The organism is Nocardia cyriacigeorgica GUH-2 (assembly GCF_000284035.1).
Classification (GTDB): domain Bacteria; phylum Actinomycetota; class Actinomycetes; order Mycobacteriales; family Mycobacteriaceae; genus Nocardia; species Nocardia cyriacigeorgica_B.
This window is the reverse complement of the sequence record NC_016887.1, coordinates 822,800-841,035: the sequence shown is the minus strand read 5'-3', so window position 1 is coordinate 841,035 and position 18,236 is coordinate 822,800. Positions and strand designations below refer to the sequence as shown.

Here is an 18,236-nt window from a genome sequence, read left to right as displayed (position 1 = left end):
GCGAACCGGGGCGGCCGTCTACTGCCGTGTGGGTGCGGGAATCAGATCCCGAGGCCCTTGGCCAGCACCGGCCAGGAGCGCTGGAACTCGTCGCGCCAGTAGCCCCACGAGTGGGTGCCGGAATCGCGGAAGTTGTAGGTGGCCGGGATGCCGAGCGAGTCGAGCTTGTTCTTCAGGTTGTGGGTGCAGAAGTTGGTGCCCGCCTCGATGACGCCACCGATGACGATCTGGTTGGCCAGGCCATAGGCGCCGGGCAGCGCGTAGGGGCCGTTGAGGGTGTCGTACATGCCGGGCAGGCCGTTGCCGGTGGAGATGTAGAGATCCAGGCCGCGCAGACCCTCGGCGTTGACGTACGGATCGTTCTTGACCCATTCCTCCGAGCCCTGCGGGCCCCACATGTTCATGGTGTCGCCGCCGCCCCAGGTCTCGACGGTCAGCTTCACGAACTCCGAGCCCACCGGGTCACTGGTCTGGGCGCAACCGCTGTAGGCGGCGGCGGCCTTGTACAGGCCGGGCTTGGCGATCGGCAGGGCCAGCACGGTGGTGCCCGAGGTGGACAGGCCCGCGATGGCGTTGGTGCCGTTGGTGCCCAGCGCGCCGTCGATCAGCGGGGGCAGCTCCTCGGTGAAGAAGGTCTTCCACTTGTTGCGGCCCAGCACCGGGTCGTCGGCGATCCAGTCGGTGTAGTAGCTCCACTTGCCGCCGATCGGCTGCACCACGTTGACGTTCTTGTCCGACAGGAAGTCGAGGGCGTCGGTCTTCACCTGCCATGAGGCGTCGTCCTCGCCGCCGCCGGCACCGTTGAGCAGGTACAGGGTGGGGCGGGGCACCGAGGCGTCGGCCGGGCGCTGCACGTCGATGATGACGTTCTCGTCCATCGCGGCGGAGTGCACGTGCAACCGGATGTTGCGGTCGTCCTTGTACTCGGCCTTGACGATGCGGGAACCGTCGGGCGCGGTGGGGTCGGCCAGCAGACTCCGGTTGTCGATGATCGGGTCAGCCGCTGCCGCCGGGGATGCGCCGATACCGGACATGACTCCCGCGAGAACTGCCGTTGCCGCGATCATCGCCGCGGCACGAGTGCCGCCGCGCCGGGTGAGTCGACGTGTCAATTTCGCACCTTCGCTTCTTCTCGAAATTTCATCGGGCATTCCCATGACAACGGGTGTCGGCGGGCATACCGGTTCGGGCCGGGACAGACACCGCCGCGTCACGCCCGACCATACGGTCTATGTAGTCGTGACAACAGGGGGCATCGTTACCACACCGTTGCCACCATCATGCCGGAGTCGCTCATATTCGATCATGATCGACCCGCCGTACGGGCGGGATCGAGCCGGTCGGCCAGCACGGGACCGATTTCGGCCAGCGCCTCGGGCGATGTCATCTGATCGTGATCGGCTCCCACCGGATGGTCGGCGACGGTGCCGTCGACGTAGCCATCCCAGTTCCGGGCGGCCGTATCGTGGCCCGCGGCGCTGAAGTAATCCAGCCTGCCGCGGAACACGCCGGGCCGGTGCTCGGCGATCAGTTCGGCCGAGCGGACCGCGCTGCGGTAGATCCGGCGCACCCGCTCGGGTGTGAGCACCGCCATATCCGGCGGGATGGTGGCGTGCAGGGCGGCCAGGGCCTCGTCGGTGAGGTCGTGGATATCACCGTCGGGTAGCTGGGCGTCGCCGATGCCGAGTTCGGCCAGCGCGTCGCGGATGGCGGCGCGGAAATCGGTGACGTCGATGGCGGGGTGGCTGTCCAGCATCGCCAGCAGCGACACCTCGTGACCGGCGGCCTGGAGTTCGGTGGCGATCGCGTGCGCGATCACCCCGCCCAGCGACCAGCCCAGCAGCCGGTACGGTCCCTCGGGCTGCACCGCGCGGATCTCGGCGGCGTAGCGCCGCGCCATCTCGGTCAGCGACCGCGGCAGGTAGCCGTCCTCCGACAAGGCAGGCGATTGCAGGCCGTAGATCGGATAGCGCGACGGCAGGTACCGGGCGAATCCGGCGTAGCACCAGGACAGGCCGTACATCGGGTGGATGCAGAACACCGGGTCGTCGGCGGCGGTGTCGTGCGGTACCCGGGTCCGGATCGGCAGCACCACCCCGAGGGCGGCGTTGGAGTCCAGGTCGTAGTCGTGCTCGCCGGCCAGCACCGCCAGGATCCGGGCCGCGAGATCGGCCGGGGTGGAGTCGGTGAAGAACCACTGCACCCGGATCTCGGCGCCGGTGCGGGTGCGCAGCCTGCTCACCGCGCGGGTGGCGATGAGCGAGTTGCCGCCCAGGTCGAAGAAGTCGTCGTCCATGCCGACCCGGTCGACCCCGAGCACCTCGGCGAACACCTCGGTGATGGTGCGTTCCAGCGGAGTCGTCGGCGCGCGGAACGGACGCCCGGACAGCTGCGGCACCGGCAGCGACATCCGGTCGAGTTTGCCGCTGGCGTTCAACGGCATCCGCTCGAGCACCACCACCGCGGAGGGCACCATGTACGACGGCAGCGCGGCCCGCGCGTGCGCGAGCAGTGCGCGATCGTCGACGGTGTGGCCCGGTGCGGCGACGACATAGGCCACCAGGCGGTCGCCGGTGGTGGCGCGCACCAGCGAGACGGCGGCGTGGCGCACCGACTCGTGGCCGAGCAGGATCGTCTCGATCTCACCGAGCTCGACGCGCTGACCGCGCAGCTTCACCTGGAAGTCGCTGCGGCCCAGGTATTCCAGTGCGGCGCCGGTGCCCGTGCCGGTCCAGCGGACCACGTCACCGGTGCGGTAGAGGCGGGTGCCGCCCTCGCCCGCGACGAAGCGTTCGGCGGTCAGCGCGGGCCGGTCGTGGTAGCCGCGGGCCAGCTGCACGCCGGCGACGTACAGCTCACCGGCCGCGCCGGGCGGCACCGGGCGCAGCTGCCGATCCAGCACCAGCACCCGGGTATTGGCGACCGGGGTGCCGATCGGGATGGCGGTGACGTCGGTGTCGGTGACCGGGTGCGCCGTCACGACGGTTGCCTCGGCGGGCCCGTACCAGTTGATCAGCGCGGTGCCGGGCAGTGCGGTGGTGAACGTCGCGGCGGTCTCCCCCGACAAGGCCTCACCGGCGGCGAAAACCCGGCGCAGCGACGGGTATTCGGCCACGGCGGCACCACTGGCCACCGGGTCGAGGAACGCGTCGAGCATCGAGGGCACGAAATGCACCGTGGTGACGGCGTTCTCGGCGATGGTGTGGGACAGGTAGGCCGGATCGCGGTGCCCGTCGGGTTCGGCGATCACGATCGACGCGCCGGTGTGCAGCGGCCAGAACAGCTCCCAGGTGGAGATGTCGAAGGTGATCGGCGTCTTGTGCAGCACCACATCGCTCGGGTCGTGCGGGTAGGTGCGCTGGGCCCAGCGGAACTGGTTGGCCATCTGCCGGTGCGTGATCATCACACCCTTGGGCCGGCCGGTGGAGCCGGAGGTGTAGATGACGTAGGCGATGTCGTCCGGGCGTACCCGGGCGCGGGCGAATCCGTCGGCCGGTGCGAGGTACAGCGTGTCCACCGCGACCACCGGCACACCGGTGCCGGTGGTGAATCCGTCGGCGGTGGTGGTGAGTACGCAGATCGGCGCGGCACCGGCGAGCACGTATTCGCTGCGCTCGGCGGGATGGTCCGGGTCGATCGGTACATAGCCCGCCCCGGCGCGCAGCGCGGCGTAGATCGAGACCACCAGGTCGAGGCCGCGTCGCATGGCGACACCGACCAGCGTGCCGGGGCCGGCGCCGAAGTTGCTCAGCTCGGCGGCCAGCGCCCGCGACCGCGCGTCGAGTTCGCGGTAGCTGAGCACCGCGTCGCGGTAGCGGACGGCGGGCGCGTCCGGCGTGCGGGCCACCTGGGCATCGAACAGCGTCAGCAGGGTGGCGTCGTCGAGCAGTTCCGGCACGTCGGTGGCATTGCGGGCGGCCAGTTCGGCCGCCTCGGCCGGGAGCAGCACGTCGATATCGGCGACCTTGGCCTGCGGCTCGGTGACGAACCGGCCGATCAGCGCCTGCAGCCTGCGCGCGAGCGCGTCGGCCGCGTCGGTGTCGAACAGGTCGCGTAGGTACTTCACCGATACCCGCAGCTGATGGTCGAGCACCACCATGACCGTCACTGGGTAGTGGGTGCCGTTGACGGCGCCGACGCCGGTGATGTTCATGCCGTCGATGGCGCTGGCCTCGGCCAGCCCCTCCCGGTCCACCGGGAAGGACTCGAACACCACCAGCGAATCGAACAGGCCTTCCACCCCGACGGCGTCCTGGATATCGCTGAGCCCCAGGTAGTGGTAGCCGAGCAGATCGGCCTGTTCGGCCTGCAATTGCCGCAGCAGCCCACCGAGGGTGTCGGTGGCGCCCAGGCGCACGCGCACCGGGATGGCGTTGAGGAACAGCCCGACCATGGCCTCCACGCCGTCGAGCTGCGGCGGGCGGCCGGACACGGTCGCGCCGAACACGACGTCGTCGCGGTCGACGCTGCGCCCGATCAGCAGCCCCCACGCGGCCTGGACCACGGTGTTCACCGTGACGCCGAGGTGCGCGGCGAGCCGGGTCAGCGCGGTGGTATCGGCCTGGGACAGTTCGAATCCCACCTCACCGACACCGGCCGAGATCTCCCGGCCGGGATCCACCGGCGCCAGCGGCGTCGGCTCGGTGATACCGGCCAGCGCGGTGCGCCAGGCCTGCCGGGCGGCCTCCGGATCCTGGGCGATCAGCCAGGCCAGGTAGTCGCGGTACGGCGGGACCTGCGGCAGGTGCCGCGAGTTGCCGCCGAGGGCGTAGAGGGTGAGCAGATCCTTCATCAGCAGCGGCATGGACCAGCCGTCGATGAGGATGTGATGGCTGGTGACCAGCAGCTGGTAGGCGCTGTCGGCGTCGATGCCCGCGGCGCTGGTGCGGATCAGCGCGAACCGCAGCAGCGGCGCGGTGCGCATATCGAAATGGTCGGCCAGATCGGCGGTCTTGATCAGTTCGGCTTCGGCGAGCGCGGCGGCCGGATCCAGATGCGACAGGTCGATCATCCGCCACGGGACCTCGATCCCGTCCTGCACGATCTGCACCGGCGCGCCCTCGGCGTCGTCGGCGAAGGCCACCCGCAGGTTGGCGTGCCGGTCCAGCACGGCTTGCGCGGCGGCCTGCATGCGGGCCGGGTCGACGGTGCCGCCCAGATCGAGGACGAACTGGGTGGTGTAGACGTCGACGGAGGTGTCGGCCAGCAGCGCGTGGAACAGCATGCCCGACTGCAAGGGCGTCACCGGCCAGGCGTCGGTCAGCTGCGGGTAGTCGCGGGCGAAGCGGTCGATATCGTCCTGCCGCAACGAGATCAGCGGGAAGTCCGACGGGCTGTAGCCGCCGGCGTCGGGCCGCAGTCCGTGCTCGGCCAACCCGCCCAGGGCCCGGATCCAGTGTTCGGCGAAGGTCTTCACCTCGTCGGCGGCGAAGACCGCGGCCGCGTAATCGAATCGGGCCAGCAGCCCCTCGTCGGTGGCGTCGACGGTGAGCGCGAGCAGCAGATCGTCGGCGGGTGCGTCGGTGTGCACGCGGGCCGGGCGCAGATCGCGGTAGCGCAGCGCGAACCGGCCGCGACCGAAATCGCGCAGGCCCGCGGCGGCGTCCGGGTTCAGGTAGCAGAGCAGGCCGTAGCCGACGCCGCGTCCGGGCACCGCGCGGTGCAGCTCCTTGATCTGGGTGAGCGCGGCGCCCGCGGCCCGGCCGCCGACCAGTGCGTCGGGGACGTCGATGCCGTCCAGGCGCAGCGGCAGCGGATAGGCGGTGCGGAAGCCGCCGACGATATTGCTCGCATCGATCTCGGCCACGGCGCGCGCGTCGGCGTCGAGGCGGATCACCGAACCCACCGCGCGGGTGACGGTTTCGCGCTGCGCGGTGTGCAGGGCGAGCGCGACGGCGGTGAGCAGCACCTCGTCGACGGTGGCGTGATAGGCCTCGGCGACGGCGGCCACGGCCTCGGTGCCCTCGGCGGTGATGGTGAGCGAGACCCGGCGGCGGGTGCGCAGATCGGCGGCGCCGGTGGGCAGGTCGTCGCGGGTGGCGGCGGCCAGCGTCTGCTGCCACCACTGCGCTTCGGCGTCGATGGCGGGTGCGTTGGCCCGGTCGGCCAGCGCGCGGATGAGTGCGCCGAGCCCGGATTCCGGTGCGGCGGGGGCGGCGTGCCTGCCGCGGTTCCACGCGGTGGTGAGCTGGTCGATGATGGTCCGCCAGGAGACGTCGTCGACGACCAGCGCGTTGGCCACCACCACCAGCCGGAACGCCTCGGGGGTTCCGGTGGCGACGAAGTGGATGTTGCGGCCCTGTTCCGGGTCGAGGGCGTCGATGGCGGCGCCGACGACGTCATCGATGGGCAGGGTGGTCTCGCCGAGTTCGGGATCGAGCCAGCTGAACTGGCGGTCGACCCGGTCGGCGGCCGCGGGGATGCGCAGCACCGGTGCGGTACCGGCGCGGTCCAGCCGCGCCCACAGCATCGGATGCTGATCGAGCACCGCGCCGACCGCGGTCTCCACCGCCTCGGCCGGACAGCTGGCCGGCACGTCGAGCACGATGGCGCGCGGTTCGACCCCGCCGGATTCGAGCAGCCGCATCGCGGTGGGGGTGGCGGGCAGCTCGCCGGCTTCGTCGGCGGGCGCGCCGGCGACGGTGGCCGCGGCGGCCAGCGCCTCGACCGTGCGGGCCTGGAACACATCGCGCGGGGTGAAGTCCACGCCCTTGGCGCGGGCCCGCGACACCACCTGGATGGAGACGATGCTGTCGCCGCCGAGGGCGAAGAAATCGTCGTCCAGGCCGACCTGCTCGATGCCGAGCACCTCGCCGATGACCTCGGCGATCACCTGTTCGGCGGCGCTGCGCGGGGCCCGGTAGGCGCGGGTCTCGAGCACCGGCTCCGGGAGCGCGCGCCGGTCCAGCTTGCCGACCGGCGTCAGCGGGATCTCGTCGAGCACCACGATCGCGGTGGGCACCATGTAGTCGGGCAGCACCCGGCCCAGCTGGGCGGTCAGCTCGGCGACGTCGGGGGTGACGCCGCGTTCGGGCAGCACATAGGACACCAGAATGGTGGCGCCCGCAGTGTTTTCGCGTCCTAGGGTGACGGCGAAGTCGATGCCCGGCTGGGCGGCCAGGGCGCTGTCGATCTCGCCGAGTTCGATGCGGAAACCGCGCACCTTCACCTGGAAGTCGTTGCGGCCCACGTATTCCACCTCGCGGCCGCGCCAGCGCACCACGTCACCGGTGCGGTAGAGCCGCTCCCCCGGTGCGCCGTACGGATCGGCGACGAAGCGGGCGGCCGTGAGGCCGGGCCGCGCGTGATAGCCGCGGGCCAGCTGGATGCCGCCGAGGTACAGCTCACCGGCGACGCCCTCGGGCACCGGCCGCAGCCGGGCGTCGAGCACCAGCGCCCGCATACCGCGAATCGGCGCGCCGATGGTCACCGGATCGCCGGGACGCAGCGGATCGCTGATATTGGTCATGATGGTGGTCTCGGTGGGGCCGTACCCGTTGTGGAAGGCCCGGCCGTCCACCCCACCCCACTTCGCGACCAGTTCGGCCGGGACGGCCTCACCGCCGGCGACGATGCCGCGCATGCCCGCCAGTGCCGCCGAATCCAGCGAGGCCAGCACCGACGGGGTGATGAAGGCGTGCGTCACGCCCTCGGCCCGGATCAGTTCGGCCAGTTCGTCGCCGCCGAACATCAGCGGCGGAGCCACCACCAGGGTGCCCGCCGAACCGAGCGCGAGCAGCAGTTCCAGCATCGAGGCGTCGAACGACGGCGAGGCGAAAGCCAGTGCGCGGGTGGAGTTGTCGAGGTGGTAGCGCTGCACCTGCTCGGCGCTGAAATTGGCCAGGCCCGCGTGGGTGACGACGACGCCCTTGGGCAGGCCGGTGGAGCCGGAGGTGTAGATGACGTAGGCGGCATTGGCGGCCCGGATCGGCCCGCGCCGGTCGGCTGCGGTGATCGGGCGATCCGAGCGGGCGGCGACGTCCATGGTGAAGCCGCGATCGTCCATCCGGATCCAACCGCCGCCGGTCATCGGCGGCAGGTCGTCGAGTTCGGCGTTCATCGTGATGCCGAGCGCCGCACCGGAATCGCGCACCATATGCGCGATCCGGTCGGCCGGGTAGGTCGGGTCGATCGGCACCAGCGCGGCGCCGGTTTTGGCCACCGCCCACAGTGCCAGCACCGATTCCACCGAGCGCCGCAGCGCGACCGCGACCAGCACGTCCGGTCCGGCGCCACGTTCGATCAGGGCGCGGGCCAGCTGGGAGGAGGCGGCGTCGAGTTCGGCGTAGCGGAAGGAGCGCTCGCCCACCACCACGGCGATGCCGGTGGGGTTGGCGGCGACGGCGTCGGCCATCAGTTCGGGCAGGGTGCGCACCGGTTCGGCCGGTGCGCCCGCGCGGTGGATCAGGTCGAGGCGTTCGGAGTCGTCGAGGATCTCCAGATCGCCGACGGCGCGGCTGCTGTCGCGGGCGACGGCGGCCAGGATGCGGCGGAACCGGCGGCCGAAGTCCACCACCGTGGTTTCATCGAACAGGTCACGGGCGTAGGTGAATTCGGCGGCGATCCCGGCTTCGGCGCCGTGCTCGTCGCGCTGTTCGCGCACGGTGAGCAGCAGGTCGAACTTGGCGGCGTCGGCGGCCGGGTCCAGTGCGGCGAAGCTCAGGCCGGGCAGTTCGAAGCTGGTGGCGGCCAGGTTCTCGAACGACAGCGCCACCTGGAACAGCGGGTGACGCCCGGCCGAGCGTTCCGGATCCAGCGCTTCGACCAGCCGCTCGAACGGGATGTCGGCGTTGGCGAAGGCGCGCAGATCGGTGTCGCGGTTGGCCGCGAGCAGCTGGTCGAAGCTCAGCTCCGGTGCGACCCGGGTGCGCAACACCAGCGTATTGACGAACATGCCGATGAGATCGTCGAGTTCGGCCTCACCGCGCCCGGCGATGGGGGTGCCGACGGCGATGTCGTCGGTGCCGGACATGCGCGACAGGAATACCGTCAGCGCCGTGTGCACCACCATGAACAGGGTGGCGTTGTGGGTGCGGGCGAGCTCGGCCAGCGCGGCGTGCACGTCGGCGTCGACGACGAAGTCGGTCTTGCCGCCGGCGAAGCTCTGCGCCGGTGGGCGCGGCCGGTCCGACGGCAGGTTCAGCTCGTCGGGCAGATCGGCCAGTTCCTTGGTCCAGTAGTCGAGCTGGGCCCCGGCCACCGAGCCCGGATCGGTCTCCTCGCCGAGCACCTCGCGCTGCCACAGCGCGTAGTCGGCGTACTGCACCGGCAGCGGCGACCACGCGGGCTCGTTACCGCCGCTGCGGGCGGCGTAGGCCAGCATGAGATCGCGGGTCAGCGGGCCCATCGACCAGCCGTCTGCGCTGATGTGATGCGCCACGAACACCAGCACGTATTCACTACCCGCGAGCTGGAACAGCTTGGTGCGGAACGGAACCTCGGCGGTGACGTCGAAGCCGGCGCCGACCACCCGGGCCACCTCGTGGCCCACCCGTTCCTCACCGATCTGCGCGGGCGTCAGGTCGACGGGCACCTCGCGCGGGGCGAGCACCTGCTGGACCGGGCCGTCGGGGGTGTTCGGGTAGATGGTGCGCAGGATTTCGTGCCGGGCGACGATATCGCCGACGGCCTGCTCCAGCGCGGCCACATTCAGCTCACCGGAGAGCCGGATGGCGGCCGGGATGTTGTAGACGGCGGCCGCGGTGTCGAACTGGTTGAGGAACCACATCCGCTGCTGGGCGAACGACAGCGGAATCCGGTCCGGCCGGGGCCGGGCGACCAGCGGCACGCGCGCGGACTCGGCAGGCGCGTGTTCGACCCGCACCGCCAGTCCCGCGACCGTGGACGCCTCGAACAGCGCACGCACCGGCACCCGGGTGTCGAGGGCCGCGCCGATGCGGGCGGCGACCTGGGTGGCCAGCAGCGAGTTACCGCCGAGGGCGAAGAAATCGTCGTCGGCGCCGACCTGGTCCAGGCCGAGTACCTCGGCGAAGACGCCGGCCACGATCTCCTCGACCGGCGTTGCGGGCGCGCGGAATTCGCGGGCCTCGAACTCCGGTTCCGGCAGCGCCTTGCGGTCCAGCTTGCCGTTGACGTTCAGCGGCAGCGCATCGAGCACCACGAACGCCGCGGGCACCATGTAGGAGGGCAGCGCCGAGCCGAGCGCCGCCAGCACCCGCGGCAGGTCGAAGGCCGCGCCGTCCGGGTCGTAGGGTCCGGCGGGCACCACGTAGGCGACGAGCCGGTCGCCAGTGTGCGGATCCGACTTGGCCAGCACCGCGGTCTGGGCGATCTCCGGCAGCGCCAGCAGCGCGGCCTCGATCTCGCCCAGCTCGATGCGGAAGCCGCGGATCTTCACCTGGAAGTCGGTGCGGCCCCGGTATTCCAGTTCACCCTCGCGGTTCCACACCACCAGGTCGCCGGTGCGGTACATGCGCTCACCACCGGTGCCGAACGGGTCGGCGACGAAGCGGTCCGCGGTCAGATCCGGGCGGCCGAAGTAACCCCGTGCCAGCTGCGCACCGGCCAGATACAGCTCACCGGGCACGCCGACGGGCACCGGCCGCAGCCGGGCATCGAGGACGTAGGCGCGGCTGTTCCATTCCGGGCCGCCGATCGGCACTATCGCCCGGTCGGCGCCGGTGACCCGGTGGCTGGTGATGGATACCGCGGCCTCGGTGGGCCCGTACAGGTTGTACAGCGCCACAGCGGGATTCGCGGCCAGGAAGCGCTGCGCCAGACCGGCGGGCAGCGCCTCACCGATGGCCAGCACCCGGCGCAGCGCGGGCGGCGCGGTGTCCGCGGCGACCAGCAGTGCGTCCAACATGGACGGCACCACATGCAGCGTGGTCACCTGTTCGCGCACCATCAGCTCGTGCAGGTAGGCCGGATCGCGGTGGCCGTCGGGCGCGGCGATGACCAGCCTGCCGCCGTTTACGGCCGCCGACCAGAACTCCCACACCGACAGGTCGAAGGTGGCGGCGGTCTTCAGCAGTACGGCGTCATCGGCGCCGAGCGCGAATTCGGCGGTCTTCCAGCGCAACTGGTTGACGATCGCACCATGCGGCACCGCCACACCCTTGGGCCGGCCGGTGGAGCCGGAGGTGAAGATGACGTAGGCGGTGTGGCCGGGCCGGATCGGCGCCACCCGTTCGGCATCGGTGATCGGCGCGGCGGAGGTCGCCGGGTCGACGTCATCGAGGCGGATCAGCAGGGCCTGATCGGTGCTGAAACCAGTGGCGGCGTCGGTCAGCACACAGACCGGTCGCGCGGTATCGAGGATGTAGCCGGTGCGGTCGGCCGGCTGATCCGGATCCAGCGGGACGTAGGCGCCACCGGCGCGCGCGACCGCGTACATGGCGATGACCAGCTCCGGCGACCGGCGCAGCGCCAGCGCGACCCGGGATTCCGGACCGACACCGAGGCCCAGCAGATGCCGGGCCAGACGGTTCACGCGGGCATCGAGCTCGGCATAGCTGAACCGGGCCGATCCGCCGTCCTGGTCGGCGACGAGCGCCACGGCCTCGGGCGACGCGGCGACGGTGCGATCCAGCAGGGTGACCAGCGTCGTCCGGTCCGCCTCGGGCAGTTCCCGGTGGGTGTCGTTCCAGGTGGTGAGAACGGCGGCGCGTTCGGCTGGATCGAGCAGGTCGATATCGCCGACCACGGCGCTCGCATCGGCGACGACCGCGTTCAGCAGCCGGACCAGGCGATCGCCGAAGATGCGCACGGTCTCGGCGTCGAACAGGTCGGTGGCGTAGGTGAAGAACCCACCGAGACCCGCCGGCGCACCGGACTCGTCGTAGACGTCGGAGATGATCAGATGCAGATCGAACTGCGACACATCCAGATCGGCATCCACCGGGCTGACGCTCAACCCCGGCAGTTCCAGCGCGGCCCTGGCCACGTTCTGGAACGACAGGCCCACCTGGAACAGCGGATGACGCGCGGTCGAGCGCGGCGGGTTGAGCACCTCGACCAGCCGCTCGAACGGCACGTCGGCATGCGCGAACGCCTGCAGGTCCACCTCGCGCTGGCGGGCCAGCAGCTGCTCGAACGATTCACCGCCGTCGACCCGGGTGCGGAAGACGACGGTGTTGACGAACATGCCGATCACATCGTCGAGTTCGCGCTCACCGCGGCCGGCGACCGGGGTGCCGATGGCGATGTCGTCCTGCCCGGACAGCCGCGACAGCAGCACCGCGAAGGCGGTGTGCACGACCATGAACAGGGTGGCGTTGTGGCTGCGGGCCAGGTTGACCAGCCCGGCGTGAGTGTCGGCATCGATCGAGATCTCGACCCGGCCACCGGCCATCGACGCCACCGCCGGACGCGGACGGTCCGCGGGCAGTTCCAGCACATCGGGCAGATCGGCCAGCTGCTCGCGCCAGAACGAGATCTGGCGCGCCGCAACCGATTCCGGGTCGGCCTCGTCGCCGAGCACGGCGCGCTGCCACAGCGCGTAGTCGGCGTACTGCACCTTCAGCGGCGCCCAAGACGGCGCCTCGCCCGCCACCCGCGCGGCATAGGCGACCATCACATCGCGCACCAGCGGCCCCATCGACGAGGCATCGCCTGCGATGTGGTGCACCACGACCGCGAGCACGTACTCGGGCGCGGAACCGGCCGGGAGATCGGCGATCTCGATCAGCCGCACCCGGACCGGCACTTCCTCGGTCACATCGAACGGCTGCGACGCCAGCGCGTACACCGCGCCCGCTACGTCGACCTGCGGCAACGGGCGCACGGTCACATCGAGGCCGACCTGTCCGGCGGGCAGCACGACCTGCACCGGGCCCTGCGGCGTCTCCGGGTAGACAGTGCGCAGCACCTCGTGCCGGGCCACCACGTCGTCGAGGGCGGCGCCCAGCGCGGCGGTGTCCAGCGCGCCGGTCAGCCGCAGCGCGAACGGCAGGTTGTAGGCGGCCGAACCCGCGACCGCGGCAGCGCCTTCGCCCTGGTCGAAACGGTTGAGGAACCACATGCGCCGCTGCGCCAGCGACAACGGCAGCTGCGGCGGACGCGCGATGCTGCCGAGCGCGATGCGGTTGTCGTCGGTGTGTGTCTGCGAATCGATGGCGGCGGCCAGCGCCGACACCGTGGACGTCTCGAACAGCGCGCGCACCGGGATGCGGGTGCCGACCGCGGCACCCAGCCGCGCCACGACCTGGGTGGCGACCAGGGAATTGCCGCCGAGGGCGAAGAAGTCGTCATCGGCGCCGACCCGGCTCAGGCCGAGCACTTCCCCGAACACGCCGGCGACGATCTCCTCCACCGGCGTCGACGGCGCACGGAAGGCGCGCATCTCGAACACCGGCTCGGGCAGGGCCTTGCGGTCCAGCTTGCCGCTCGGGTTCAGCGGGAAGGCCTCGAGCGCGACGATGGTGGCGGGCACCATGTAGGCGGGCAGGGTCTCGCCGATGGCCGCGAGCAGCGTCGTCTGATCGATGACGTGCCCGGGCGCGGGCACGGCGTATGCCACGAGCTGGTCGCCCAATGCCGTACCCACCACCAGCGCGACGGCCTGGCTCACCGACGGCTGCGCCAGCAGCGCGGTCTCGATCTCGCCCAGCTCGATGCGCTGACCGCGGAACTTCACCTGGAAGTCGGTGCGGCCCAGATAATCCAGGCGATGCGGAGTGGTACTGGTGGCTTCGCGCCAGACACACAGGTCGCCGGTGCGGTACATGCGCTGGCCGGTGCCGAACGGGTTGGCCACGAAGCGGTCGGCGGTGAGGTCGGGGCGGCGCACGTAGCCGCGGGCCAGCTGATCGCCGGCCAGATACAGCTCACCGGCCACCCCCGGCGGCACCGGACGCAACTGCGAATCCAGCACGTACAGCCGGGTGTTCCACTGCGGCAGGCCGATCGGGACGGTGCGCTCGATGGAACCGGCGGCGGGCCAGAAGGTCACCGAGACGGCGGCCTCGGTGGGGCCGTACAGGTTGTGCACATTGGCGGTGCACACCGTGCGCAGCGCCGCGACCGTCTCCGGTGGCAGCGCCTCACCGATGACGAAGACCTCGCGCAGCGTCGGCACCGAACCGGGCCGGGTGTGCGCGGCGAACACCGTCAGCATCGACGGCACGAAGTCGGTGACCGTCACACCCTGCGCAGCAATGGTTTCCGCGACATAGGCCGGATCTCGGTGCCCGTCCGGCGTGGCCACGACCAACCTCGCCCCCGCGCGCAGCGGCATGAAATAGCCCCACAGCGAGACGTCGAAGGTGGTCGCGGTCTTCTGCAGGTACACGTCGTGGAAGCCGAGCGGGTATTCCGCCAGCATCCAGGTGATCTGGTTGTGGATCGCCGCGTGCGAGATGGCCACACCCTTGGGGCGGCCGGTGGAGCCGGAGGTGAAGATGACGTAGGCCGGATGTTCGGGCCGCACCGGGCGCAGCAGTTCCTCCGGGCGCACCGGCGCGGCGTCGAAGCCCGCGAGGTCGGCGGTGTCGATGGCCAGCGCGGGCGTGCCCGGCGGCAGCGACTGCCCGTCGACGCTGGTGGTGACGACGCAGACCGGTTGCGCGGTATCGAGGATGTGCGCGATCCGCTCGGCCGGATGATCCGGATCCAGCGGCACATACGCACCGCCCGCGGTGACGATGGCGTACATGCCGACCACCAGGTCCAGCGAACGCCGCACCGCCAGACCCACCAGCGATTCCGCGCCCACACCCTGCGCGATCAGCAACCGCGCCAGCTGGTTGACCCGCTCGTCGAACTCGCGGTAGGTCAGATCCTCGCCCTCGTACACCACGGCGACGGCGTCGGGCCGCTGTTCGACCGTGCGCCGATAGCCGTCGAGCAGCAGTTCCGGTGCGACCGGGAAGCGGGTGTCGTTCCACTCCCGCAGAATGCGGTCGCGGTCGGTCTCGGACAGCAGCTCGATCGCACCGACCGGGCCCTGCGGATCCGCCGCGACACCGCTCAGCACGCGGGCGAAACGCTGGGCGAACTCGGCCACCGTCGGCTCGTCGAACAGATCGGTGGCATAGATGAACTGCGCCGACAGACCGGCCGGGGCGCCGTCGGCGGTGCGCGGGACGATGGTCAGCTGGAGATCGAATTTGGCGACCGCACCGGCGAATTCGACGCCTTCGGCGGCGAGGCCGGGCAGCTCGAGTCGCGGCGCGCTCATGTTCTGGAAGAACAGCGCCACCTGGAACAGCGGGTGGTGGGCCTGCGAACGCACCGGGTCGAGCACCTCGACCAGCCGCTCGAACGGCAGCTCGGCGTGCGCGAACGCGGCCAGGTCGGCGTCCTTGACCTGGTCGAGCAGCGCGGTGAACGACGCACCGATATCGATATGGGTGCGCAACACCAGCGTATTGACGAACATGCCGATGAGTGCGTCGAGTTCGCGTTCACCACGGCCGGCCACCGGCGTGCCGATGGTGACGTCGTCGGTGGCGGCCAGCCGGGCCAGCAGCACCGCGAAGGCGGCGTGCACCACCATGAACTCCGAGGCCCCGGTGTGCTGGGCGATCTCGGCCAGCCGCGCGTGCGTGCCGGCGTCGATCTCGAAGTCGTAGACAGCGCCGCGCCCGGAGGCGATCGAGGGCCGGGGCCGGTCGGCGGGCAGTTCGATGCGGTCCGGCACACCGGCGAGCGCCTCGCGCCAGAACCGGATCTGGGTGGCCGCGAGCGATTCCGGATCGTCCTCGGAACCGAGCACCTCGCGCTGCCACAGCGTGTAATCGGCGTACTGCACCGCCAGCGGCGCCCACGCCGGGCGGGCACCGTTGCGGCGGGACAGGAACGCCGCCAGCAGATCCCGCATGAACGGCGCGACCGAGGCGCCGTCGGCGGCGATATGGTGCACCACCACCGCGATGACGTGCTGTTCCGGGCCCACCTCGGCCAGCGCCATCCGCAACGGCACCTCGGCCGCCACATCGAACCCGGTCAGCGCGAACCGGCCCAGCCAGTCCGGGAGTTCGGCCTCCGACACCGGCTTGGGCGCCAGATCCGGCACCACCTCGGCCGCGGGCAGCACCACCTGGTAGCCGGTGCCGTCGATGGCCGGGTACACCGTGCGCAGCGTTTCGTGACGTTCGATCACATCGGCGACCGCGGCTTGCAGCGCGGCCACATCGAGCTGGCCGTCCAGGCGTACCGCGAACGGGATGTTGTTGGCCGCGGAGGCGGTGTCGAACTGGTTGAGGAACCACATGCGCTGCTGGGCCAGCGACAGCGGAATGTGCTCGGGGCGCGGCATTGAGGTGAGCGGGCGACGTCCACCCGCACCCTTGAGCGGTTCGAGTTTGCGGGCCAGCCCGGCCACCGTGGGCGCTTCGAAGATCAGGCGAGCGGGCACCCGTGCGCCCACCGCCTCGCCGAGTCGCGCGGCGACGCGGGTGGCGATGAGCGAGTTTCCGCCGAGTTCGAAGAAATCGTCGTCGGCGCCGACGGGCTCGCCGCTGCCGAGCAGTTCGCCGAAGACCTCGGCGACGGCCTGCTCCAGCGGGCCGCTCGGCGCACGGAACACCCTGGTCTGCAATTGCGGTTCCGGCAGCGCGCGGCGATCGAGCTTGCCGACCGGCGTCAGCGGGATCTCGTCGAGCACGGTGATCGCGGTGGGCACCATATGCGCGGGCAGGCTGCGTTCGGCGAACGCGTCCAGCTCCGCGACATCGATGACGGCACCCGGCGCCGCGTGCACATAGGCGGCCAGGATGGTGGCGCCGGAGTCGAGGCGATGCCCGACGGTCACCGCGAAATCGACGGTCTCATGCGCGGCCAGCACCGCGTCGATCTCACCGAGTTCGATCCGGAAACCGCGGATCTTGACCTGGAAGTCGTTGCGGCCCAGGTATTCCAGCGTGCCCTCGGGGGTGATGCGCACCAGGTCGCCGGTGCGGTAGAGGCGGGCGCCGCTGGGGTCGAAGGGGTTGGCGACGAAGCGTGCCGCCGTCAGCGCGGGACGGTCGTGGTAGCCGCGCGCCACCTGCGCGCCGGCGATGTAGAGCTCGCCCACGGCGCCGTCGGCCACCGGCGCCAGGCGCTCGTCGAGCACGTGCTCGGTGATGGCGCGGATCGGCCCGCCGATGGTCACCGGCTCACCCGGCACCAGCGGCGCGCTGATATTGGTCATGATGGTGGTCTCGGTGGGACCGTAACCGTTGAAGAATTCGCGGGTGCGGCCCCCGGAAATGGGCAGCACCCAGCGGCGCACCAGCTCCGGCGGACAGGCCTCACCACCGGCGACGACCACTCGCAGCTCGTCCAGCCCCGCCGGATCCACCGACGCCAGTGCGGCCGGGGTGATGAACGCGTGCGTCACGCCCTCGCGGCGCAGCAGATTCGCCAGCTCGTCACCGCCGTACACGGTGGGCGCGACGACCACCATGGTGGCCGGACCACCCAGTGCCAGCAGCAGTTCCAGCACCGAGGCGTCGAACGACGGCGAGGCGAAATGCAGGGTGCGCGAATCCGGTCCCACCCGGTAACGCTCGCGCTGCTCATCGCAGAAACTCGACAACCCCGCCTGGGTGACGACCACGCCCTTGGGCAGGCCGGTGGAGCCGGAGGTGTAGATGACGTAGGCCGGATGTTCGGCGCGCAGCGGCCGCACCCGGTCGGTGTAGGTGACCGGATCGACCGGGTAGCTTTCCAGCGCCCGCGCCGTTTCCGGCGTATCGATGAGCAGCCACTGCACCCGATCGGGCAGATCGTCGCGCACCGCGGCCACGGCCAGGCCGAACACGGCACCGGAATCGGTGACCATGTGCTCGACCCGGTCGGCGGGATAGTTCGGGTCGACCGGAACGAAACCGGCGCCGGTCTTGGCGACCGCCCAGACCGCGATCACCGATTCCAGCGAACGCGGAATCCCGACCGCGACCAGATCCTCCGGTCCGATCCCGCGCGCGATGAGCAGATGCGCCAGCCGGGTGGACCGTTCGTCCAGCTCGGCATAGGTGAGGCTGCCGAGCGTGGTGGTGGCATCGGCGTAGGTGACCGCGACGCCACCCGGATTCGCCTCGACGGCGGTGGCCAGCAGCTGCGGCAGGGTGGTGACCCGCGGGCGCCGGATGCGGGTGGGGCGAACTCGTGCCGGACGCGTCATGCCGGCATCGTCCCCCGGACCTCGCCGCGCCACTGCCCACCCACCGGTTTCATGTAGCTGCCTCACCCTGCCTGTAGTCGTGTCCTCGGCCTGCCCGGGCCGATCGACGGAGTACGCCGTCATCACTGCATCGAGTGGGCGTGTGCCGATCGTTACCGTTCACGGT

2 protein-coding genes are annotated in these 18,236 nt (G+C 71.0%); both read right to left on the bottom strand.

Going from position 1 to position 18,236, the window contains the following annotated elements:
- Nucleotides 1-41: 41 nt before the first annotated feature.
- Nucleotides 42-1,067, bottom strand: a complete 1,026-nt coding sequence (locus NOCYR_RS03835) for an alpha/beta hydrolase (RefSeq protein ID WP_048832756.1) — start codon at nt 1,065-1,067, stop codon at nt 42-44.
- A gap of 236 nt (nt 1,068-1,303) precedes the next feature.
- A complete protein-coding gene (locus NOCYR_RS03830; RefSeq protein WP_014349040.1) occupies nt 1,304-18,070 on the bottom strand; it encodes a non-ribosomal peptide synthase/polyketide synthase in 16,767 nt (5,588 codons plus the stop codon).
- Nucleotides 18,071-18,236 lie beyond the last annotated feature (166 nt).